The 22,440-nt window shown below is 32.0% G+C and carries 21 protein-coding genes, 1 tRNA gene and 2 pseudogenes; 21 read left to right on the top strand and 3 right to left on the bottom strand.

The features are described from left to right. Positions 1-20: 20 nt before the first annotated feature. From ACKRLN_RS00650 to ACKRLN_RS00665, 4 genes and pseudogenes are all read left to right on the top strand, one after another. The gene (locus ACKRLN_RS00650; RefSeq protein WP_296141715.1) at positions 21-1,544 is read left to right on the top strand and encodes an ABC transporter ATP-binding protein; all 1,524 of its coding nucleotides are present in this window, start codon (positions 21-23) and stop codon (positions 1,542-1,544) included. Beyond that, positions 1,544-2,650, top strand: a pseudogene (locus ACKRLN_RS00655) (ABC transporter permease); the annotation flags it as partial. The gene ACKRLN_RS00650 and the pseudogene ACKRLN_RS00655, both read left to right, overlap by 1 nt. A 241-nt stretch (positions 2,651-2,891) precedes the next feature. Continuing rightward, positions 2,892-3,824: an ABC transporter permease gene (locus ACKRLN_RS00660; RefSeq protein WP_295883867.1), complete on the top strand. Its 933-nt coding sequence runs from the start codon at positions 2,892-2,894 to the stop codon at positions 3,822-3,824. 85 nt (positions 3,825-3,909) lie between these two features. Beyond that, positions 3,910-6,330 (top strand): zinc-ribbon domain-containing protein, encoded by a 2,421-nt coding sequence (locus ACKRLN_RS00665; RefSeq protein WP_416334943.1) that lies wholly within the window; start codon positions 3,910-3,912, stop codon positions 6,328-6,330. A gap of 485 nt (positions 6,331-6,815) precedes the next feature. On the opposite strand, the gene ACKRLN_RS00670 is transcribed toward ACKRLN_RS00665, so the two are convergent. Then, a tRNA-Pro gene (locus tag ACKRLN_RS00670) sits at positions 6,816-6,892 on the bottom strand. 168 nt (positions 6,893-7,060) lie between these two features. On the opposite strand from ACKRLN_RS00670, the gene ACKRLN_RS00675 reads away from it, so the two are divergent. The 9 genes and pseudogenes from ACKRLN_RS00675 (at position 7,061) to ACKRLN_RS00715 (ending at position 13,597) form a co-directional block, all read left to right on the top strand. Beyond that, complete coding sequence (locus tag ACKRLN_RS00675) at positions 7,061-7,327, top strand: barstar family protein (protein WP_296141713.1); 267 nt, start codon at positions 7,061-7,063, stop codon at positions 7,325-7,327. Then, entirely contained in the window at positions 7,317-7,667 is a 351-nt protein-coding gene (locus tag ACKRLN_RS00680; protein WP_296141711.1) for a GntR family transcriptional regulator, read from the top strand. Before ACKRLN_RS00675 ends, ACKRLN_RS00680 begins: the two co-directional genes overlap by 11 nt. Continuing rightward, positions 7,660-8,358 (top strand): ABC transporter ATP-binding protein, encoded by a 699-nt coding sequence (locus ACKRLN_RS00685; protein ID WP_203127256.1) that lies wholly within the window; start codon positions 7,660-7,662, stop codon positions 8,356-8,358. Before ACKRLN_RS00680 ends, ACKRLN_RS00685 begins: the two co-directional genes overlap by 8 nt. Before the next feature lie 2 nt (positions 8,359-8,360). Next, on the top strand, positions 8,361-9,095 hold the full coding sequence (locus tag ACKRLN_RS00690) for a hypothetical protein (protein ID WP_416334944.1): 735 nt from the start codon (positions 8,361-8,363) through the stop codon (positions 9,093-9,095). Between the two features lie 8 nt (positions 9,096-9,103). Next, on the top strand, positions 9,104-9,838 hold the full coding sequence (locus tag ACKRLN_RS00695; RefSeq protein WP_203127258.1) for an NAD-dependent protein deacylase: 735 nt from the start codon (positions 9,104-9,106) through the stop codon (positions 9,836-9,838). Continuing rightward, positions 9,828-10,154: a hypothetical protein gene (locus tag ACKRLN_RS00700; protein ID WP_416334945.1), complete on the top strand. Its 327-nt coding sequence runs from the start codon at positions 9,828-9,830 to the stop codon at positions 10,152-10,154. The genes ACKRLN_RS00695 and ACKRLN_RS00700 overlap by 11 nt, the downstream gene beginning before the upstream one ends. 109 nt (positions 10,155-10,263) lie before the next feature. Next, positions 10,264-11,443, top strand: a pseudogene (locus ACKRLN_RS00705) (coenzyme F420-0:L-glutamate ligase). Between the two features lie 25 nt (positions 11,444-11,468). Further along, positions 11,469-12,434: a YitT family protein gene (locus ACKRLN_RS00710; protein WP_296141704.1), complete on the top strand. Its 966-nt coding sequence runs from the start codon at positions 11,469-11,471 to the stop codon at positions 12,432-12,434. A gap of 104 nt (positions 12,435-12,538) precedes the next feature. Further along, positions 12,539-13,597 carry a hypothetical protein gene (locus ACKRLN_RS00715; RefSeq protein WP_203127261.1) on the top strand — a complete coding sequence of 353 codons (1,059 nt, stop codon included), beginning with the start codon at positions 12,539-12,541 and terminating at the stop codon, positions 13,595-13,597. Between the two features lie 77 nt (positions 13,598-13,674). On the opposite strand, the gene rd is transcribed toward ACKRLN_RS00715, so the two are convergent. Then, on the bottom strand, positions 13,675-13,833 hold the full coding sequence (gene rd, locus ACKRLN_RS00720) for a rubredoxin (RefSeq protein ID WP_101540267.1): 159 nt from the start codon (positions 13,831-13,833) through the stop codon (positions 13,675-13,677). Between the two features lie 133 nt (positions 13,834-13,966). On the opposite strand from rd, the gene ACKRLN_RS00725 reads away from it, so the two are divergent. From ACKRLN_RS00725 to ACKRLN_RS00750, 6 genes are all read left to right on the top strand, one after another. Beyond that, entirely contained in the window at positions 13,967-14,359 is a 393-nt protein-coding gene (locus ACKRLN_RS00725) for an ATP-binding protein (protein WP_203127262.1), read from the top strand. Between the two features lie 110 nt (positions 14,360-14,469). Beyond that, positions 14,470-16,290 carry a translational GTPase TypA gene (typA, locus tag ACKRLN_RS00730; RefSeq protein WP_296141699.1) on the top strand — a complete coding sequence of 607 codons (1,821 nt, stop codon included), beginning with the start codon at positions 14,470-14,472 and terminating at the stop codon, positions 16,288-16,290. 9 nt (positions 16,291-16,299) lie between these two features. After that, positions 16,300-16,953, top strand: a complete 654-nt coding sequence (locus ACKRLN_RS00735) for a hypothetical protein (RefSeq protein ID WP_203127264.1) — start codon at positions 16,300-16,302, stop codon at positions 16,951-16,953. Beyond that, on the top strand, positions 16,946-17,584 hold the full coding sequence (locus tag ACKRLN_RS00740; RefSeq protein WP_203127265.1) for a redox-sensing transcriptional repressor Rex: 639 nt from the start codon (positions 16,946-16,948) through the stop codon (positions 17,582-17,584). Before ACKRLN_RS00735 ends, ACKRLN_RS00740 begins: the two co-directional genes overlap by 8 nt. Before the next feature lie 2 nt (positions 17,585-17,586). Beyond that, on the top strand, positions 17,587-19,512 hold the full coding sequence (gene abc-f, locus ACKRLN_RS00745) for a ribosomal protection-like ABC-F family protein (protein WP_296141696.1): 1,926 nt from the start codon (positions 17,587-17,589) through the stop codon (positions 19,510-19,512). Positions 19,513-19,532: 20 nt separating this feature from the next. Continuing rightward, on the top strand, positions 19,533-20,762 hold the full coding sequence (locus tag ACKRLN_RS00750) for an AI-2E family transporter (RefSeq protein WP_296141694.1): 1,230 nt from the start codon (positions 19,533-19,535) through the stop codon (positions 20,760-20,762). Between the two features lie 25 nt (positions 20,763-20,787). Here ACKRLN_RS00750 and ACKRLN_RS00755 read toward each other — a convergent pair whose 3' ends face one another. Continuing rightward, positions 20,788-21,408, bottom strand: a complete 621-nt coding sequence (locus ACKRLN_RS00755) for a thiamine diphosphokinase (protein WP_296141691.1) — start codon at positions 21,406-21,408, stop codon at positions 20,788-20,790. A 110-nt stretch (positions 21,409-21,518) separates the two neighbouring features. Here ACKRLN_RS00755 and ACKRLN_RS00760 point away from each other — a divergent pair, with 110 nt between their 5' ends. Together ACKRLN_RS00760 and cutA are read left to right on the top strand one after the other, a co-directional pair. Continuing rightward, positions 21,519-22,148 (top strand): hypothetical protein, encoded by a 630-nt coding sequence (locus ACKRLN_RS00760; RefSeq protein WP_296141689.1) that lies wholly within the window; start codon positions 21,519-21,521, stop codon positions 22,146-22,148. Further along, entirely contained in the window at positions 22,129-22,440 is a 312-nt protein-coding gene (gene cutA, locus ACKRLN_RS00765; protein ID WP_296141687.1) for a divalent cation tolerance protein CutA, read from the top strand. The genes ACKRLN_RS00760 and cutA overlap by 20 nt, the downstream gene beginning before the upstream one ends.

Here is a 22,440-nt window from a genome sequence, read left to right on the forward strand (position 1 = left end):
ACTAAAGAAGCGAGGATATTATGGATAAGCATTTAAATGAAAATCCTGTAGTATCTATGAAAAATATAAGCAAGTCCTTTGGAGATAAGCAGGTATTATCAAATGTGAATTTTGATTTACACAAATCTGAAGTACACGCTCTTTTAGGAGAAAATGGTGCTGGTAAAACCACACTGATGAATATTTTGTATGGGATGTTCCCACCAAGTGATGGGACTATTACTATAAATGGCAAAACTTTTTCAAATATGACTCCTAAAATGGCCATAGATGCAGGTATTGGAATGGTTCATCAACATTTTATGTTAATAGAACCTCTTACAGTTACAGAAAATATTATTCTAGGTTATGAAGAAGACACTGGTCTGTTTTTAGATAGAAAAACTGCTCGTGAAAAAATATCAAAATTGTCCGAAGAGTATGGACTTATGATAGATCCAGATGCAAAGGTTGAGGACATTACAGTTGGTCAACAACAAAGAGTAGAAATCCTAAAGGCCCTTTATAGGGGAGCAGATATTTTAATATTTGATGAGCCAACAGCAGTTTTAACTCCTCAAGAAATCAACGAATTTATTGTAATTATAAATAGACTTACAAAAATGGATAAGTCAATAATAATCATCACCCATAAGCTTGCAGAAATAAAGGCTATGGCTGATAATTGTACCATTATTAGACGTGGAGAATATATCGATAAACTAAATGTAAAAGAAGTGGATGAAAATATTTTGGCCGAAAAAATGGTTGGTCGAAATGTTAGCTTCAATGTAGATAAAAAGGCTCAAGAAACAGGTGGAGTTGTTCTAAAAGTAGAAGATCTTTGGGCAAAAGACCGCCGTGGTGTAGATATTTTAAAAGGCCTTGATTTGGAACTTCGTGCTGGAGAAATTTTGGGGATTGCTGGAGTTGATGGCAATGGTCAAAGCGAGTTAATTGACTGTCTAACTGGTATGGCAAAGTCAAATCGTGGAAGAATTACTCTAAATGGCAAAGATATCACAAATACAAGTCCTAGAAATATTTTAGATACCGGCATGAATTCTATACCAGAAGATAGGCAAAAACGCGGATTAGTATTAGAATATCCGATAAAAAATAATCTTATCTTAGAAAATGTTCATAAAGAGCCATTTTCTACTAGAGGAAAATTAAATTTCAAAAATATAGATGAAAATGCCAGAAATCTTGTAGAAAAATTTGATGTTAGACCAAATGATATAAATGAAAAAGCTGTAGCTCTTTCAGGTGGTAACCAGCAAAAAGTAATTATTGCTCGTGAGATTTCAAATAATCCTGATGTCTTAATAGCAGCTCAACCAACAAGGGGACTTGATGTTGGTGCTATTGAATTTATCCACCAATATCTGGTAGAACTAAGAAATGCAAACAAGGCTGTTTTGTTAATTAGCTTTGAGTTAGATGAAGTAATGGACCTATCAGATAGGATTCTTGTAATTTATGATGGCAAGATTGTTGGTGAGAAAGATCCTAAACAAACTGACGAATTTGAACTAGGTAGATTAATGGCAGGTGGAAAATAATGGAAAATACACAACAAGTTAAAGTAAAGAAAAAAAAATCACGCGACAATTCCAAATTATTATTTACCTTTATTTCAATATTATTAGGATTTTTAGTAGGAGCAATTGTTCTAAGCATCTCTGGCTATGATCCAATTGAAGGATACAAAGCCTTATTTCAAGGGATTTTTAAGACTCCAAGAAATATGGGATGGGCGATTGTTAGCTCAACTCCAATTATTTTAACAGGTCTTGGTGTGTGTTTTGCTTTTCAAACAGGACTTTTTAATATGGGAGCTGAGGGCCAATTTATAATTGGTACAGTCGTAGGATTTTTAGTAGGTTATAAATTACCACTTCCTCCAATCTTACATCCAATTGTTGCAATAATTATAGCAATGATAGCAGGGGCCCTTTATGGAGCTATTGCAGGTTTTATCAAAGCGCATTTTGGCATTCATGAAGTTATTTCAACCATAATGTTAAACTGGATTGCCTTTTATTTCCAAAACTTTATTGGCTACGCATATCAACAGCCAAATTCTATGGGTTCTTTTGATGTCCTAGATAGTGCAAAAATAACCATGTTTGATAGAGCAACGGTTAAAAATTTCGGACCATTTTTCAAAAAATTCTTTAAAGCTCCAATACATTTTGGAACAATACTTGCAATCATTGCAGTTATTGTTGTTTGGTATATTTTAAAGAAAACTGTTCTTGGTTATGAACTAAAGGCAGTGGGTCTTAACCGCGAGGCTAGTGAATATGGTGGTATTGACTCTGGCAAAAAAATTGTCCAATCAATGGCAATTTCTGGAGCAATTTGTGCCCTAGCTGGAGTCACACAAATATTAGGATTTACCTATGCTCTTTCTATAGTTTCTGCTATGGATAACTATGGATTTGACGGATTAGCTGTTTCGCTTCTAGCAGGAAATAACCCAATCGGCGTAATTTTCTCAGGATTATTTTTTGGTTCACTAAAATATGCAGGTAGCAATATCCAAAGAGTCATGGGAGTGCCAACAGAGTTAATCAACATAATAATTGGTACAATTATCCTATTTACAGCTGTACCATTGGTATTTAGAATTATCCGTGCTAAAAGCAGAAATAGAAAAAATACTAAAAAACAAATGGCGGATACAAAAGTAGTTAAAAACGCGCCTATTGATGATGCTGATAATAAAAAAGAAATTATAAATCAAAAAACTATTGATAATGAAAAAGTAGAATCTTTAGAAAACGAGAAAGTTAATGAAGATATTAAAAAGAAATCTAAAAACGAATCTAACTCTAATCCAAGAGTTATAAATGAAACTGGTGAAGATATCATAGTAAAAACTGTAGAAAGAGAAGAGGAGTAATATGAATTTAGTAATGCTCGCTTTAATAATAGGAAATACTTTTTCAAATGCTGCTCCAGTACTTTTTGCAGGACTTGGCGGTATGATGAGCGAAAAATCTGGTGTTGTAAATATTGGACTTGAAGGAATGATGACAATTGGTGCTCTTGTTGGAGCTACAGTGGGCTATAAATTAGGAAATCCTTGGCTAGCGTTTTTAGCAGGCGGTCTTGCAGGAGCAGGATTTGGACTAATTCACGCTTTTATTTCAATTTCCCTAGGAGGAGATCAAACTATCTCAGGTATTGCTATTAATACGCTAGGACCTGGTTTGGCACTATTTTTAGGAAGATTATTTTTTGATGGAGCAAGTCAAACTCCATCAATCCCACTAGAAAACAAGATTCCAAGACTATTTAGAGGATCAGGAAACCAAGTGATTTTAAATATTTTTGGTCAATATGCAACAGTTTATATTGCCCTAATAATGGTGGCTGTTTTATACCTTTTCCTTTATAAAACTAAATGGGGACTTAGGGTAGTAGCAGTTGGAGAGCACCCAAAAGCTGCAGAAACTTTAAATATTTCTGTAAAGAAAACTCGTTACTGGTCGGTAATTTTCTCAGGTTTTATGGCAGGACTTGGTGGAGCAAGTATGGCCCTTGCGGTTGTAAGTTCTTTTTCACAATCACTTATAGCAGGACAAGGATATATTGCCCTAGTAACAGTAATTTTTGGTAACTGGAAGCCACAAGGAGTGCTTTTAGGATCCTTATTTTTTGGTCTTGCCCAATCAATAGCAACATATCTTGGAGGATCAGGACTAAGTATGCCAATAGAATTTATCTCAATGATTCCATATGTAGCAACATTATTAATACTGATAATTTTCCAAAGAAGATCAAAGGCACCAAAAGCATCTGGTAAGCCATATTTAGCTATAGACAATATATAAATTTTGAAAGTATAAGCCCTTAATAGGGTTTATATTTTTGTCAAAAAGTTGTATATTATAATATATAGCTTTAAAAGGAGCAAGTATGAATTGTACTAACTGCGGTGCAAAGGTAGATGATAGCGCGAGATTTTGTCCGGTTTGCGGTCACAAACTAAAAAGTGATACTTCGCATGCTCATCCGGAGGCCCCACAAGCACAGGCTTCTCCAGTAGAAAAATCTACCTATGAATCGATACAAAATAAAGAAAACTTAATAGAAAATCAAAGAAAATCAGAAGAGAAAAGTAAAAAAGAAAGCAAGATTCAAAGATTTATAAGTTCTTTTACTAGCAAAAAAACTCAGCCTAAGCCTAAGGAAGAAAAAATCGCTGATGAAATTTTTGATAATGACAATAATTACAGTCATTTAAATCAAAAAATTGAACCAGACATGGCAAATGAGAGTCAAATCCCTCCTTCATATTATGGTTATAATCCGGTAGAGGATAGGCAAAGAAAAGACTTAAGAAATCCCTCTTTAACATCTAAAAACAATCCAACAGATTATGTCCAAAACAAGGTCTTACATAAGCAAACCGAAAGTATTTCTGAAGATAAAAATCCAAATCTAAAACAAAATCAAAATTATATTCCTAACCAATTTTCAAAAGAAACAAATCTTTCAAGTGAAATGCGAATTGCTCAAAACTTAGCTAGGGCAGAAGGTTATAATAATCAAAAAAATGAATCTTTAAATGAAAAGGTAAGATATGATGACATACCAAATGAATTTGTCGAAGCAAGAATTGCAAGACAAATCAATGGTGGTGGACCAAAAATATCTTACAGTAGAGCAGAAGATCAAGATTATAGGGCTGATGATAGAACTAATGCTGCAAATAGGCCTGTGACGGGTGAAAATCAAAATTTAAATAGCTATGAAAAAGCTAACTTAGCAAATCCTATAGAAAATGAGACAAAAGAAGAGCCTACAAAAGATGAAAAAGAGCCTTTCAAATTCAAACCGATTTATTTATTGCCACTTTTAATCATAGCTCTAGCACTTGCAGGAGTATACTTTCTTAAAAACCGTACGGCTCAAGAAGTAGAAATTGATCTTAGCCAGTACATTGATGTAACTTATAGCGGAGATGATGGAGCAGCAAGCCCAAGTGCTACTTTAAATACATCAAAATTACTAGCAGATTATGGCAATGATATTGCATATGTAAATAAAGATAGAAAAAATGATCAATACTCATCACCAGCAAATCAACTAGTTGATGACCTAGAAAAAAGTACAAATTTCCAATTCAGCAAGGATAGTAATCTATCAAACGGTGAAGAAATCACAGTTGTAGCCAATGTTTCTGATAGTGCAATTGCAGATGATTACAATGTTATGTTTACAAACACCATTAAATCAGTAATTGTAGATGGATTAATCACTCAAGAGTCTGTAGACCCATTTGAATATATGGATGTAAACTTTGAAGGCGAAAGTCCAAATATTACCCTTTCTGCAAGCTTTAGAGAAGATGCACCAGAATATCTTAAAAATATTGAAATTGCACCAAGCAAAACCAGTGAGCTTGCTAGTGGTGAAGAAGTAAATATTTCCCTAAACTTTGATGAAGAGGAACTATTTAATTCTTATGGTATAAGATTAAATCCAATCGATAAAACATTTACAGCTCCAGGTGAAGATAGCCAAAATAATGAAGAAAATTCTGAAGATGAAAATAATGATGAGGCTAGTGGAGACTTAGCTGATGGATTCATATCAACAATCGATAATCTTGATGAAGAATTATTAGGCACATTAAAATATAATGCTGGTCAATTGATTAAAGAAACATTTGGCGGCAGATCTTTTACAGAAATAAATGAAATAAATTATCTTGGAGCTATTACAGGCTCAGATGCAAATGCAGACCTTAAAAACAGGGTAATGCTAATTTATGAAGTAAAAGCCAAAGAAGACTACGAAGGTCGTTACACAAATGACTTTAGCTACTATACATTTGTAGAATATCAAAATGTAAAAGATAGTAAGGCAGAAGATGGCAAATTCTACACAGAAGGGCCAATAACAACAGATAACGAAATCTTCCACAAATTCTTTGTAGAAGATGACTACACATATTATGAAATTCCATATTATGGATTTGCATTCTTAGAAGAAGTAATATCAAGAGCCAACAATGCCCTATCAGGACTAAATATCGAAGACTCTATATCAGTAGATATTTCAAAATACTTTGAAAAATCTGACGGAGTTGCCGGTGAATACCAAGGCAATGGCACAAGGCTATCATTAAAATCTGATGGAACACTAAGATATAAACTAGATCAAAGAGTTCATACAGGAAAATGGAGCGAAAATGGTTCTGATGTAAGCCTTACAATCCAAGGTGTAAATGTAGATACACCAATCAATGCGAAATTTGAAAACGGAGCGTTGAATGTAGCAGAGCAAGGCGAAATGGCAGGACAAACATTTAATAAAATGGAAACATATTAAATAAATAAACCCGGTAAGGAAAACTTACCGGGTTTTTATTTGCCAAAATTAAAAATAATCAGATAAAACTAATTCTATCATGGTTGGTGTGAAAAGATTCAAACTTTTGAGCCTCATCTTCTCAAAGCCAAGAGCTGCCAACATTTAATTAGTATATTAAATAAGCAATATAAAAAAGTAAAAAAAATAAGCATTTATCGAACTGCTTTAATAATCAATGGTCGGTGTGAAAAGATTCAAACTTTTGAGCCTCATCTTCTCAAAGCCAGCGCTACCAAAATTTAATTATTATCTTAAATAAACAAAATAAAAAAAGCAAAAAAATAAGCAGTTCACACTGCTTGTAAAATTTATGGTCAGGATGAAAGGATTCGAACCTTTGAGCCTCATCTTCTCAAAGCCAGTGTTACCAACAATTAATTGTTAAGTAAATAATAAATATAAAATGAGCAAAAAAAATAGCAGCTTATCCTGCTTTTTAATTATGGTCGGGGTGAAAGGATTCGAACCTTCGACCTCATGTTCCCAAAACACGCGCGCTACCAAGCTGCGCCACACCCCGTTAAGTGATTACTATGTAAGTATACACCCTTTTTTTTACAATGTCAAGTTTTTGTAAAAGTTTTTTAAAAAAAAGTTTACAAAAGTAGATTTTGACCCCTTTCTTTTGAGAAGTCTGTTATAATAATACCATAAGCAAAATTAAAAGTAAACAAAATTGAGGAAAATAATGATAATTTTAGATGCAAAAAATTTTACCGATCAAAAGACCTTTTATAAGCTTTTAAATGATCAAATAGATTTTTATTATTATGTGGAAAATCTAGATGCGCTTTATGATTTTTTGGTAACTACTGACTATGAGATAAAGATTACTAATTATAGATATATGTTTATAAATCTTGGCGAATATGGAGAAAAGCTTGTAACAGTTTTTATCGATGCGGTAAAAGATTATGATGCAAATGTAAGTTTGGAGCATAGTAATGGTTTATAAAAATAAACAGAGTGAAATAAAAGATTTTGTAGCCTTGGAACTAATATCTGGTAGAAAAAAATACGGAGATCCATTTTTTGAAAAAAAATTTTTTACAAGTAAGTTTAAAGTAAATCCTTCTTATGTAAGAGATGTTTTTGATGATCTAGAAAAAGAAGGAATCATCCAAAAACAAGGCGAGTCATATATATTTTCTGCAGACGAAAATAGGGTGTTATGGCTAAAAGATGAATTTTTGCACTCATATATAAATGATTTTACAGAAAATTTAAATAAAATTGGTGTAAGTATGGATGAAGTCATTGAAATACTAAGACAAAGGAATATTGCAAATGGATAAAGCAATAGAGATTAAAAATTTCACAAAAAAATACGAAGATCTAATTGCCATAGATGACATAACTTTAAGTATAAATTTAGGAAATATCACTGGTATTCTTGGTCCAAATGGGTCTGGTAAAACTACATTATTAAAGGCTCTTGCAGGATTAATTCATCCAGATAAGGGAGAGATAAATCTTAATGAGCAAAAAATAGCAAATATAGATAAGAATAAGATTGCGTATTTGCCAGATGAAAAATTTCTATACCCAAATCAAAGTGTAAAAGAATCTAGGGATATGTACGCTGATTTTTATGAGGAATTTGATAAGGAGCTTTTTGATAAAATCTTAGAATTTTTTTATTTAAATAAAAAAAGTAAGATTAGCAGTCTTTCCAAAGGAGATTACAAAAAACTGGGTCTTTGTCTAAATTTAGCTAGAAATGCAGAAATATATATTTTTGATGAGCCACTTGATGGTCTAGATCCTATATCAGCTGCAAAAATAATTGACCTTATTATCGACAAGCTTGAAAATGAAAAAACTTTTGTAATATCTACCCACCAAATTGCCCTTACGGAAAATCTATTTGATGAAGTAATTTTCCTATCAAACGGTAAAGTTCATGATTTTGGAAAGGCTCGTGAGATTAGAGAACAAAATCAAATGGATATTAACGATTACTATGATGAAATATATTTAGGATAAGTATGAATAAGTTTATAAAATACGATTTAAAATCAAATAGAGGATTTTTAAGAAAACTAATAATCCTGCAAATAATATTTATATCTCTAAGCTTTTTAGGACATGGATTTTTGTCGACAAATTATCTGACAGATCCCGTTTTTGCAAATGGGATATTTTCCCTAGCTACAGTGTTTTTTTTAGGAATTAATATTTTTTATATAGTTTTTACTATAAATAAAGATTTTGACTCAGAAAGAGCCTTATTAAAGTTTTCTCTACCAAATGCACAGAAAAAAATTATTTGGGCAAAAATATTTGAATTAGCATTTTTTTATATAATCAATTTGCTTTTTTTATTGATATTTTTGTGGGCTCTAAGATTTAAAATTACATCTGATATAGTATATTTTTTCGCCTTGGGGCTTATTTGGATGCTTATAGTAGGAGGATTTGTTTTCTATTTTAAAAGTCTAAAGAGATTTGATCAAGCTACAGGAAGTAAATTATACGGTCTGGGATTAATTTTATTAATCATTGTGCTTGGATTTTTAGTATGCAAATATTTTTCCTTTGTGATAGTTAATGGAGCAATCCAACATGCCCGCCCTATAAATTACGGATTTGTCTTCCCATTTGCAGTGGGCAGCCTTAGCCTATATAAAAATATCAGCCCGTTAATTTATTATTTTTTAGCCCTATTAGTTGTAATTTTTGTAAATCAAAAAAATATAAAGAATAATTTAGACTTATCCTAGGAGAGAAAATGCAAGATATAAAAGAAATTATTAGAAATTCGAATAATATAGTATTTTTTGGTGGAGCAGGAGTATCAACAGCTTCTGGCTTGCCCGATTTTAGATCAGCAACTGGTCTTTATAATAAGAAAAACAACGCTAATTATTCACCAGAATATATGTTAAGCCACGAGTTTTTTGAAAATCATCCTGATGAGTTTACAACATATGTAAAGGAAAATCTTATGGTAGAGGGTATTTTGCCAAATTATTGTCATTATGCCCTAGCAAAACTTGAAAAAATGGGTAAACTTCAAGGAATAATTACTCAAAATATAGACGGTTTACATCAAAAAGCAGGCAGTAAAAATGTAATAGAACTTCATGGTACATTAAACGATCACTATTGTACAAATTGCGGAGAGAAATATGATTTGGATTATGTAAATAAATTTACCGCTACTCCAAGATGTGCGAAATGTGATGGTATTGTACGCCCAGACATAGTCCTTTATGGTGAGGGTTTAAACCAAGATAATATTAGTCATGCTATAAACTTAATTTCCCATGCTGATGTTTTGATTATTGGCGGTACATCTCTTGCGGTTTATCCTGCAGCGGGTCTCATAGATTTTTATAATGGCAATAAACTTATTTTAATAAATAAAGATGACACTGGTAAGGAAAATGCGGCTAATTTTGTATTAAAGGGAGATATAAGTAAAATCATGAAAGAATTAGTAGAGGATATTGATGAAAGATAGATTTAATATAGATGAGTACGGAATATTTTTAGTATGGCTAGGAATTATTTTTAGCCTGCTAGCATATTTCACTCATTCGCAATTTGTGGACATTTTGGCCCTTGTAAATGTAATTTATGCAATTTTTAGATTTTTCTCTAGTAATAAGGAAAAAAGAATTGCTGAAAATAACCAATTTAAGCAAGCTTTCCTAAATCCAATTAAAAAATCTTTTAAGGGATTTAAAAACGAAACTGTGGGAGATAAAAATTACAAATACGTTTTTGCCCTCAATGCGGACAAAAGCTGCGTATACCAAAGAAAAAGGGGAAAATAAAAGTAAGATGTCCAAAGTGCGATACAAAGTTTGATGCTAGAAGTTGATTCTAGCATCTTTTAAATTTAGCTTAGAAGTTGTATAATTTTTCTGAAAGAGAGGCTTTAAAATGCAAAGAATTATTGGAACAAGATCATTGGGACTACGCGCGCCAATTATTGAAAAAGGCGATAACTTAGAAGAAATAGTTTTTGATACTGTAAAAAAAGCAAGTGAAAATCATGACATTACTATGAATGATTTAGATGTAGTATGTGTTACAGAATCTCTTGTTGCTCGTGCTCAAGGCAACTACGCTACAATAGAGCAAATAGCAAAAGATATTAATAACAAATTTAAATCAGATGAACTAGTAGTATTATTTCCTATTTTATCAAGAAATAGATTTTCTATACTATTAAAGGCAATTGCGCTTTCTGGAAAAAAATTACATATTTGTCTTTCATATGCAAGATGAGGTAGGAAACTATCTAATGGATGAGATGGATTTATTTAATAGTGATATTAATCCATATCAAGATGTTTTAAATATAGACGAATTTAGGAAAATAGCTGGGGACTACAAACACACATTTACTGGTATGGACTATCCATCATTATATACAGAAATTGCTCCTAATTCTGAAATACATTTTCTAAATAATCCAGTAGATAGCTTAAAATTCGCTGAAGATGTTTTGGTTTGTTCAATCCACACTAGAAACATCATAAAAAGACAATTAAAAGAAGCTGGTGGAAAAAATATTCTATCACTTGATGAAATCTTAAACGAACCGGTGGATGGATCTGGATTTAACAAAGATTATGGACTATTAGGCTCAAACTTATCAACAGAAAATGAAGTCAAACTTTTCCCAAGAGATGGGGAAGAATTTGTAAAAAACTTACAAAAAAAATTGATTGCTCATTTTAATAAACAAATCGAAGTAATGATTTATGGAGATGGAGCCTTTAAAGATCCAGTTGGTAAAATCTGGGAATTAGCTGATCCAATTGTATCACCTGCATTTACAGATGGACTTAAGGGTACACCAAGCGAAATTAAGATAAAATATATTGCCGATAATGAGCTAGCTGATTTATCTATCGAAGAGAGAACATCAGCAATGGTTGATAGAATTTCCAAAAAAGCAAAGGAATTGGTTGGCAAAAACGAAACTTTAGGAACAACTCCAAGACAAATAACAGATTTACTAGGCTCTTTAGCCGATCTTACATCTGGATCAGGAGATAAAGGTACACCTATTGTTTTAATACAAGGATATTTTGATAACTACTCAAATAATTAATTTCTATTTTTAAGGAGAAATAGCTGTGGCAGGATCAGATAGCCAGGAAAAGAAAGATAATAAAGCCTTTGCGACTCATTTTGTAAATGATTATTTTGAAAAAAGAGCAGAGGCTAAATACAATCACGATCCAATGGATGAACTGCAAAGATATTTAATGATGTCTTTTGCTGCCATTTTGATGGCTTTTGGAACACATTTTTTTAAATATCCAAACTCATTTGTAATTGGTGGAGTAGAGGGGATGAGTATCATTGCTTCAACTTTTGTACCATTTACTCGACCACAAATTACCCTTTTTATAAATGTAAGCTTGCTAATAATTGCTTACTTTGTTTTGGGCAAGCACTTTACCCTAAGGACTGGTTATGTCGCAATTTTAAACTCGTTGACGGCCTTGGGTTTAGATTATATTTTCCCAATTGCAGGTCCATTAACATCAAATAAGCTTTTGGAGTTGATATTTACCCTATTAATATCAGCCTTTGGCTCAGCAATATTATTTAATCTTGCGGCAAGTTCCGGCGGGACTGATATAATTGCAATGATTATAAAAAAATATTCTTCCCTAGAAGTAGGAAAGGCTCTATTGTGCGTAGATAGTGTATTTACCATAGCTTCTATTTGGATTTTTAATGTAGAAATAGGTTTGCTTTCTATTTTAGGACTATTATTAAAAGGAATATTTGTGGATGTAATTATCCAGTCCTTAAATACTGACAAGTTATTTATAATTATTACTACAAAACCAGATGAAGTAGGTAAATTCATACGTGGGGAGCTCAATAGATCTGCTACAGTTATGAATGGAGTTGGACTTTATAAAGGAATTCACAGATTTGTATTCTTATCTGTGCTTTCACCAAAAGAGGCACCACTTTTTAAAAGATACATCAAGGGAGTGGATCCATCAGCATTTATAACTATTATAAATACATCAAGAATTATTGGTAAAGGATTTTATCTAACCAGTGATTCTAACCAGTATTAATCACATACATTAAGAAAGACGCTTTGCTATAAGGCGTCTTTTTGTTTGAAATGTGTAGAAAATAAGTGTAAAATAATAGTGAAGAACTATGGATGGAGAATGATATGAAGTCAAAAAACAAAGCTTTAATGTTTCTTTGTCTTTTAGTGGCTTTATTTTCTATCAGACCATCCTTTGCTAGTACAGATGATCAAAATCAGCCGACTAGCCCACAAACAGATATCAAAAGCGGGGATGAGATTACCATTACAGAAGAAGAACCTATTGAAAATCAACATGAACTTCCACCTGTTAAAGCTGAAGTAATAAAGCCACAAAAAGCGGCCGGCAGAAGACCAGTGCAAAAAGAAAATGTAACAACAAAAAATAATACATCACCTAGCCTGACTGTAGACCCAAGAGCGACTGAGGTTAACGAAAGAGTAAATAAAAAATACCGAGAAGAGCAAAAGGCCAAAGAAAGTCAAAAAACAGAAACTAAAAAAGAAATAAAACCTGCAAACAAAGCAAAAACTGTAAATAAAAAACCTAGCCCCACCAAGGCAGATGTTGAAAGAAAATCTGAAATTGATGCTTTACTAAAGGAATTAAATGAGCGAACTGAGGCTATTAAAAGTAATCTTAAGCCTAGTAGTTCCGATACAAAAAAGCCATCAAAAGGGGCAGAAAATTACAAAAATGCTGTGGAATTAGTAGGAGAGGTAATGCTTTCAGATAAAATTACTAAGGCTGAAAGCAAACAATTAGCAAAAACTACTAAAGAAATTGTCGAACAGTACAATAAGAAAATAGAAAATGCAGCAACTACTGAAGAAAAAGAAGCCTTAGTAAGAGAAGCAAGCCAAAAGATAAATGAAAATCTTAAAAATACATCAAAAGAAGCGTATGACACTGCTATAAACAAAGATGTATCAATCTATGATCAAAAAAACGAAACCCTGGTATTAGAGATTGAGCCAAATGACAAAGAAGATAGCAAGGAAGGGAATAAAAACTATAAGGTTACTAAAAGTACATCGCTAGAAAAACCCCCAAAACTTGCAAATGATGATAATGAAGCTCCATTTTTTAAAATGGCACTTGGAGTTTTTGTAGTTTTAATTATTTCTCTTGCAATAGCAATTACTGTAGTATTAAAAAATCGAAACAATGTTACCAAATAAGTCCTAAGGGGGCTTATTTTTTAATTATAAGTTTATAAAATAAAAAGAGGCTTAAAAAAGCCCCTTGCGTTTTTGAATTATTCTTGTGGTTCGAACATATCTTTGCCTACTCCACAAATTGGGCAAACCCAATCTTCTGGAAGTTGGTCAAATTCTGTACCAGCTTCGATTCCGTTATCAACATCTCCTTCAGCTGGATCATAAATGTATCCACATGCTGTACATACGTATTTCATACCAATGTCTCCTTTCATTGTTATTACATTTATATTATACCACTTTTAACGAATTTTAATACATTTTTTATAAAACATTCAGTTTTTTTCATAATCTTTGGGTATAAGATTATTGAAGATAAAGGAGAGAACTATGGAGATTATAAGAAATCTTATACATAGTGACCTAGACTTAATAAAAGAATTTAGAGATAATATTATAGAATTTTTAAAAAAACAAGAATATGATGACGATATTATTTTTAAAATTAGACTTGTTTTAGATGAGCTTATCACAAATTCTTACAAGCATGGAAATAGAAAAAATTATGAAAAACTAATTGATATCATCATGCTACTGGATAGGGACTATTGTATGATAAAAGTAAAAGATGAGGGCGAGGGGATAGACTACACCAAAGATCGTGATATGCTAGCAGATCATGGTAGAGGTATCCAACTAGTTTATAATCTTTGCGAGAATATAATAGTTAAAGATAATACAATAGTAGCATTTTTACTTTTAGATACGCAAAGAGTTAGTTAAAACATCTAGATAACTTTATTAGCTAGATGTTTTTTTATTATGTTTATTGATAATATAACCACAATCGATATAATATATTGATAGAATTTATTAGTTTGAAAGAAGGAATTATGAAAAGAGAAGATGTAAGAAATGTAGCCATTATTGCCCACGTTGACCATGGTAAAACTACCCTAGTAGATGGACTTTTAAGAAGTTCAGGTACTTTTAGAGACAACCAAGAGGTCAATGAGAGAGTAATGGACTCAAATAGTATTGAAAAAGAAAGAGGAATTACAATTCTTTCTAAAAATACTGCTATTCATTATAAAGATACAAAAATAAATATTATAGATACACCAGGCCACGCGGACTTTGGTGGAGAAGTAGAACGTGTTTTAAATATGGCTGAGTCCGTAGTTTTAGTTGTAGATAGCCACGAAGGACCTATGCCACAAACAAAATTTGTTTTAAGAAAAGCAATTGAGCTTGGCTTGCCTGCTATCATTTGTATAAATAAAGTAGATAGACCAGACCAAAGGATTGATGAAGTAGAAGATGAAGTTCTAGATTTATTTATCTCACTTGATGCGGATGAATCTTATTTAGAAAGTCCATTTATCTACGCATCAGCAAAAAATGGATGGGCTTCCCTTGAAAAAGCTAGTGTAAAAAATGATATGACAGACTTACTTGATACAATCATTGACTACACTCCAGCCTTTGAAGCAGATGAAAATGCTCCATTTAAAGTTTTAGTTTCTACAACTGATTACAATTCATTTTTAGGATCTATTGCTATCGGTAAGGTAGAACAAGGTGTGATTAAGAAAAATGCAAATGCAGTAATTACAAACTACAACGAAGAAGACCGCCATGAAAGATCAAAAATTGTAACAATTTACGAATTTGATGGCCTAGATAGAGTAGAAGTAGAAGAAGCAAAATTTGGATCAATCGTAGCTCTATCAGGTATGGAAGACATATCAATTGGAGATACTATCGGTACAGAAGAAGATAGCCAGCCAATTGAGTTTACAAAAATATCTGAACCAACCCTTTCAATGACATTTTCAGTAAACGATTCACCATTTGCTGGTCGTGATGGTAAATTTGTAACCAGCCGCCACTTAAGAGAAAGGTTATTTAAAGAAAAGGAAACAGATGTTTCACTTAAGGTAGAAAATACTGACTCAACAGAAAGCTTTAAAGTTTCAGGCCGTGGAGAACTTCACTTATCAGTATTAATTGAAAACTTAAGACGTGAAGGCTACGAATTCCAAGTTTCAAAACCAGAGGTTATGTTTAAAGAAATAGATGGTAAAAGAAATGAACCTATAGAAATTGCAACAATAGATGTTGACCAAGAATATACAGGATCAGTTATAGAAAAACTTGGACGTAGAAAAGGTGAACTTATCGATATGACACCAACTTCTTCAGGATATACAAGGATGACCTTTAGAATTCCAGCACGTGGACTAATTGGTTATAGAACTGAGTTTTTAACTGATACAAAAGGAACTGGTATATTAAACTCAGAATTTGAAGAATACGCTCCATATAAAGGAGATATCGAAACTCGCCAAGACGGATCACTAATTGCTAGTGAACAAGGAATTGCAAGAGCCTATGGACTAAATTCTGCCCAATCACGTGGACTATTATTTATCGAAGCAGGTGAAGAAGTTTACGAAGGAGAAGTAGTAGGCATGAATGCAAAAGGCCTTGATATCGATGTAAATGTATGTAAAACTAAAAAACTTACAAATACACGTGCATCAGGATCTGATGATGCCATCGTCCTAACACCTCCAAAGAAAATGAGTGTAGAAGAAATGATGGAATTTGTAGAAGATGATGAATTAATCGAGGTAACTCCAAATACACTCAGAATTAGAAAAAGAATTCTAGATAGCAATTTAAGATACAAATCAAAGAAAAATAAATAAGAGGTAGATATGGATAGAAGGTTTGAAAGAACACTCAGCCAAATCCTAAGTGTAGTGGTTTTGATAGTGTTTTTAATAACTATTGTATCAGCAAATTTTAATATATGGTTAGTTAGCTACATATGGGCAGCTGGATTTATCATAGCATGGGCACTAATGCTTATTTTTGGTGTCTATGTACTATTTCAAAAAAAATCCTATGGAATGTCAATTTTTGTAGCTATACTTACAGCCCTAGGATTTGCGATTTTAAGTGTGCCAGCAATATTAGTCTTAGCGAGATTTATCCCAGGACTTCCAGCGGGACTTACATTTAACAATCAATTTTTAAATTCAAATAGCCAACTAGTCTTATACACCGTATTAATAGTTGTATACTTTGCTCATATTATCAATGCATCAAAATTAAAAAATAAAAATGCTCAGTATATAGAATACTCTGAAGCTAAGGAAGAAGATTTAGATGAAAATTTAGATTTTAACAAAAATTTGCATTCGGATAGTGAAATTGAGTATAATATAACAAAAGACACTGATGAAAAGTTAGTGTTTGAAGCTGATAGCAATGAAAATTCTACTTATAACACAGAAGAAGTGATTCTTGTAGAAGATTTAACGGATGAAGATTTAGAATTTAGGAAAGATGAGGAGAACAATGGCTAAAGATAACGGTGTATCATTATCGGTTATAAAGAGATTACCAAAATACTATAGATATCTAGAAAGTATAAATGATCGTGGCATAGTAAGGGTTTCATCAAAAGAATTATCAGAAATTACTGGATTAACAGCAAGTCAAATTAGACAAGACTTAAATCATTATGGTTGTTTTGGTCAGCAAGGATATGGATATAATGTCCGTGAGCTTATGGATGAGCTTTCAAAAATAATTGGTGTTGATAAAAAGTACAAAATGGTTTTAGTTGGTTTTGGTAATATCGGCCATGCTCTTTATAAATATAAATCCTTTAAAGACTTAGGTTACCATATCGAATCTGTATTTGATCTTGAAGCAAGAGAAGCAAATGATAAGGATCCAGAAGTAATAAGCATAGACAAATTACCAGATTACCTAAAAAACAACAAAATTGATATTGGTATTATTTCTACACCAAAAGATGCCAGTCAAGAAGTTTGCGACATTCTTTGTGATGGCGAAGTTTCAGGTATATGGAACTTCTCTCCAGTAGATATAAAGACAAAAAATGATGTTGTTTTAGAAAATGTACACCTTGATGAATCATTATTTACTCTAACCTACTTCATCAATTCTCCACAGGACTTTAATTTTTAAAAATGAATATACTTACAGCAAGCAATTTGAGTAAATCATATCCAACTAAGGACATATTTTCAAATGTGAGTTTTAAGATTGAAAAGGGTGATAAAGTTGGGCTCATTGGTATCAATGGGGCCGGCAAATCCACCCTTTTTAAAATTCTAATGGGAGAAAATGAAAAAGACTCGGGTGAAGTTTATATACCAAATAATGTCAAAGTTGGATACTTAGAGCAAATACTTTCTATCGACTATCATATAAGTATATATGATTATTGTATGAAGGTTTTTGATGATATTATTGAAATAGAAGCAAATTTAAGAAAAATTGAACAAAAATTAGCAGATCCAAATCTAAACCCAAATCAAATGGATAATCTTTTGGCAGAGCATAGTAAACTTTTTGAAAAGTTTGAAGAGAAAAATGGCTATGCCATAAAATCCGAGCTAGAAGGCACCCTAAAAGCAATGGGATTTAGTGAAGAAGACTTTGATAAGGATATTATAAATTTATCAGGTGGCCAAAAAGCTAGGGTAGAGTTAGCATATTTACTTTTAGAAAAACCAGATTTAATTCTCTTAGATGAGCCAACCAACCACCTAGATATTGGGGCTATAAGATTTTTAGAAAACTTTATCAAAAATTATTCTGGATCTGTAATAGTAATTTCCCACGACAGATATTTTCTAGATAATACTGTAAATAGGATATTTTTGTTAGAAAATGGTGGATTAACCGCATATAATGGGGACTACACTACATTTGTAAAAAAACGTAAAAAAGAACTAGAAGTGCGTATGCACCAGTACAAAAATCAGCAAAAGGAAATTGACCGTCAAGAAGAAATTATCGATCGACTTAAAAACCAAGGTGGCTCAAAAAGAAAAAGAGGTATTTCCCAATCCAGATCTCGCCAAAAACTTTTGGACAAGATGGAAAGGATAGAAATGCCAGAGACAATCCAAAATTCCATGAAGCTAAAATTCACTCCGCGCATCCAAAGTGGAGAGGATGTTCTTAAGGTCGATAATTTAGAAAAATCCTTTGCAGATAAGAAAATTTTTGGAAATATATCATTTAATCTATACCGCAACGAAAGAACTGCAATAATAGGTGAAAATGGTGTTGGAAAAACAACTCTTTTTAGGATAATAATGGGCGAAGAAATGCCATCAGCTGGCAAAGTTAAGCTTGGACAAAGTGTAAATATAGGTTATTTTGATCAAGAACAAAAATCATTAAACTTAACAAATACTATTTTTGAAGAAATAAGCGAAACTTATCCAATGATGACAAATTTTGAAATCAGGTCTTATCTTGCAAAATTTATGTTTTATGGAGATGATGTAGATAGAGAAATATCAGAACTTTCTGGTGGAGAACGATCTAGGATTTCTCTATTAAAACTAATGATTTCAGATACAAACTTCATTTTGATGGATGAGCCTACCAACCATTTGGATATTGATTCTAAAGAAATTTTAGAAGATGCTATCCTTGATTATGAGGGTACTATGCTAATTATTAGCCACGATAGGTACTTTTTAAATAAGATAGCAGGCAAAATTTTAGATATGAAATCTGATGGTATAGATGAATATTTGGGTAACTATACTTATTATGAAAATAAACTTAGGGAACAAAGTCAAACTATAGAGCAAGGTCAATCTGTCAGCAAAACCCAATTAGTCAAAGAAAAGAAAAAACAAAATCTAAAGAAAAATGAAATTAAGAAAATAAAAAATGATATTAGGGATGTTGAAAATGAGTTGGAAGCAATTGAAAATGAAATTGCAAGCCTAACTGACCTTAGCCTGGCCACAGATTTTTATGCTGACCAAGAAAAAGTAGTAGAAACTTTTGCAAAAATTAAGGAATTAGAAGAAAGAAAAAAAATCCTTGATGAAAAGTGGTTAGACCTTAGCATGAGTCTTGAAGACTAATGTCATTTGAGAGGGAGATAATGAAGATAAAAGATGAAAATGAATTAGACCAACAATCAAAAAATAATTTAAAAGTAGGTCTTATCTTACTTTTAACATTTTTTGCAATTTGGTATATAGAGCCCATTGGCAAATTTTTAATAGCAACTTATGCAGTTTTTAGGCCGATTTTACTAGGATTTGCCATAGCCTTTGTGATAAATTTACCTATGAATTTTTTCCAAGAAAAAGTTTTTGGAAGGATAATCGATCCTTTAAAACACAAAAAATTGGTAGTTGCCCTTTCACTTATAGTCAGCTGGCTAATCTTTTTCGCTGGAGTAAGTATACTTTTAGTCGTAGTTATTCCAGAATTTATTAATGCCCTTCAAACAGGTATTACTAACTTGCCAGTATTTATGGATTCACTTTTAGAATATACAGAAAAATTCCCAGCTATCCACAAGCAAGCAGTTCAATTTAAAGATTATTTCCAAGACCTAGATGTGGTTAAAATTTCAGATACAGTTACAGCCTACATCAGTGGAGATAGTTCGAATTTATTAAATAGGGCTCAAAATATCCTATCATCAGTAGGATCTGGATTAATAGCTGTAGCCATGGGTTTTGTATTTTCTATTTATGTCAGTGTCAATAAGAAAGATTTGAGACAAAATGCCAATAAAATTTTATATGCAAACTTTAGCGAAGAAAGAGCAGATAGAATAAATTATTTATTTAAACTAACCTATGATTCATTTTCCAAATTTTTGGACTCCAAGGTCCTATCATGCATATCACTAGGTATATTTAATTATATTGGTATGAAAATATTAAGAATGCCATATGCAGGTATGATTTCTGTTTTGGTTGGTGCGATGGATATAGTTCCATACTTTGGCCCTATTATAGCTGGTGCTTTTGGTATGATTATGATATTTATCCAATCCCCAATCCAGTCGCTAGTTTACATAATTTTCTTGGTAATATTACAACAAGTTCAAGAAAATATTGTATATCCATTATTTATTGGAAAAAATTCTGGTTTACCAGCAATTTGGATTTTCCTTTCAGTATTTTTGGGAGGAAGACTATTTGGTATCCTAGGCATGATATTCTTTATGCCACTAGCAACAGTGATTTATACCTTGGTTGTCGATAGGACTAATATTAAGCTTAAAGAAAAAAATATGGATAGAATAACAGTAGCAGAAAAATCTAATCAGACTGTAGAAGAACTTCGAGAAAAAGAAGCAGAAAGAAAATCCTAATAAAAAGACCCCGACTGGGGTCTTTTTAAATTGATTTGTCTTCAAAAATTACAAGTAAGTATCCGCTTTTAACCTTTATTCTAAAATCCTTGCCGGTTGTTTCATTTGAAACTCCTAGGGCACTGTCATTTGCTAGATCAAAATTATTTAATTCGTAATATAATCCCTTAATATCCACACCCTTTACTATATCAGAAAGGGCAAATATTGATACATAGAAATTATCATCATCATTAAATTTATATTCTAACCTATCATCTACTATATAAAAACTTTTGTATTTTGATTTAAAGACTACATTTATGCCTTTTTTCTTAAATTCTAAGGCACTTCTAATATTAGCAAATGTGTGAGATTCGCGTCCACCAAGCCCACCATAAATAACAATATCTTTATAACCCCAATCTTCAGCTACCATTAGAGCAGCCTTTGTGTCTGTGTAATCTTTTATAGGATTTAATTTTATAACCAAATCGCCTTCTGGTTGATTTGATGAATCAAAATCACCAATTATCATTGTTGGTGTAATGCCTGCTTCTTTTGCGTATAAATGCCCCTTATCAGCAGCAATTACCATATCTTCTTTATTTATATGATCAAAAAAACCATCAAAATCGCCGCCTGCGATTATATAACATTTTTTCATATCTACTCCCTTAACTTTATCTATAACCAATTATAACAAATCCTTAATAGAAGAAAAAATTTTTCTAGGGTAAAGTTAAAATGAAAGATTAAAAAGAATTTAGGATAAAAATGAAATTAAAAAATAGCAAAGTAGGAGAATTTGTCCCAGTTACAAGCAAGCTAGGTCTTTATTATGGAGGCTATCAAAATGCTTTAGGGGATGTAGGTGTTTCAAAATTTTATAGGGATAGGTCTTGCGTTGTGACTGCATTTACCAATTCATATTTATATATGTATCACCCAGATGAAAAATTTACTTTAGAAGAATACAACAAGTATCACTATGATTTTTACAAAAGAATCCGCCCACACATAAACGGAGTGCCTACTGTCGAAGCCTTAAATCGCAGGGTAAATCGCATAAGACGAGATCGCAATTTAAATCTATACGCTCATATAATGCAAGAATTTTTTGTAAGACGTCACAGTACTGAAGAAAAAATTGCCTTTATCAATCAAGGTCTTAGTAAAAATTGCCCAGTAATTTTTATAAATTGGATGAGTAGGAATGTAAAAGTTCTAGCCCACCACGGGGTAACAATCACTGAGTGCAATGATATGGGCGACTACCATGAGCTAGTTATTTCTAGTTGGGGAAGAGTTTATAAAGTGAATTTCGAAATTTTTGATAGGCAAATGAAATCATATAGCGGACTAATATATTTTGAAAGGAATGATTATGAAATACATCAAAGTTGAAGTTTTCGTACCAGCAGATGATAAGTGGAAAGTAATAGATGGCTTAAATGAAAAAGAAATTTTAAAGGATAATGGCTATGATTCTGTATTTGCAGAAAGTGTAGTTACAGGACATTTTATCCCCTTAGAAGGATCAAATCCTGATAAGGGAGAAATAGGAAAGCCTTGCGAAGTAAATGAGGTAAAACTAGAATTTAGAATTAAAACAGAAGATAAAGAAAAAGTTTTTGAAATTATAAAGTCAAATCATCCTTATGAAGTACCAGTTATAAACTTTTTAGAACTTTTATAG

Source organism: Anaerococcus sp. AH8042_DFU013_CI05, assembly GCF_047936775.1.
Taxonomy (GTDB): Bacteria; Bacillota; Clostridia; order Tissierellales; family Peptoniphilaceae; genus Anaerococcus.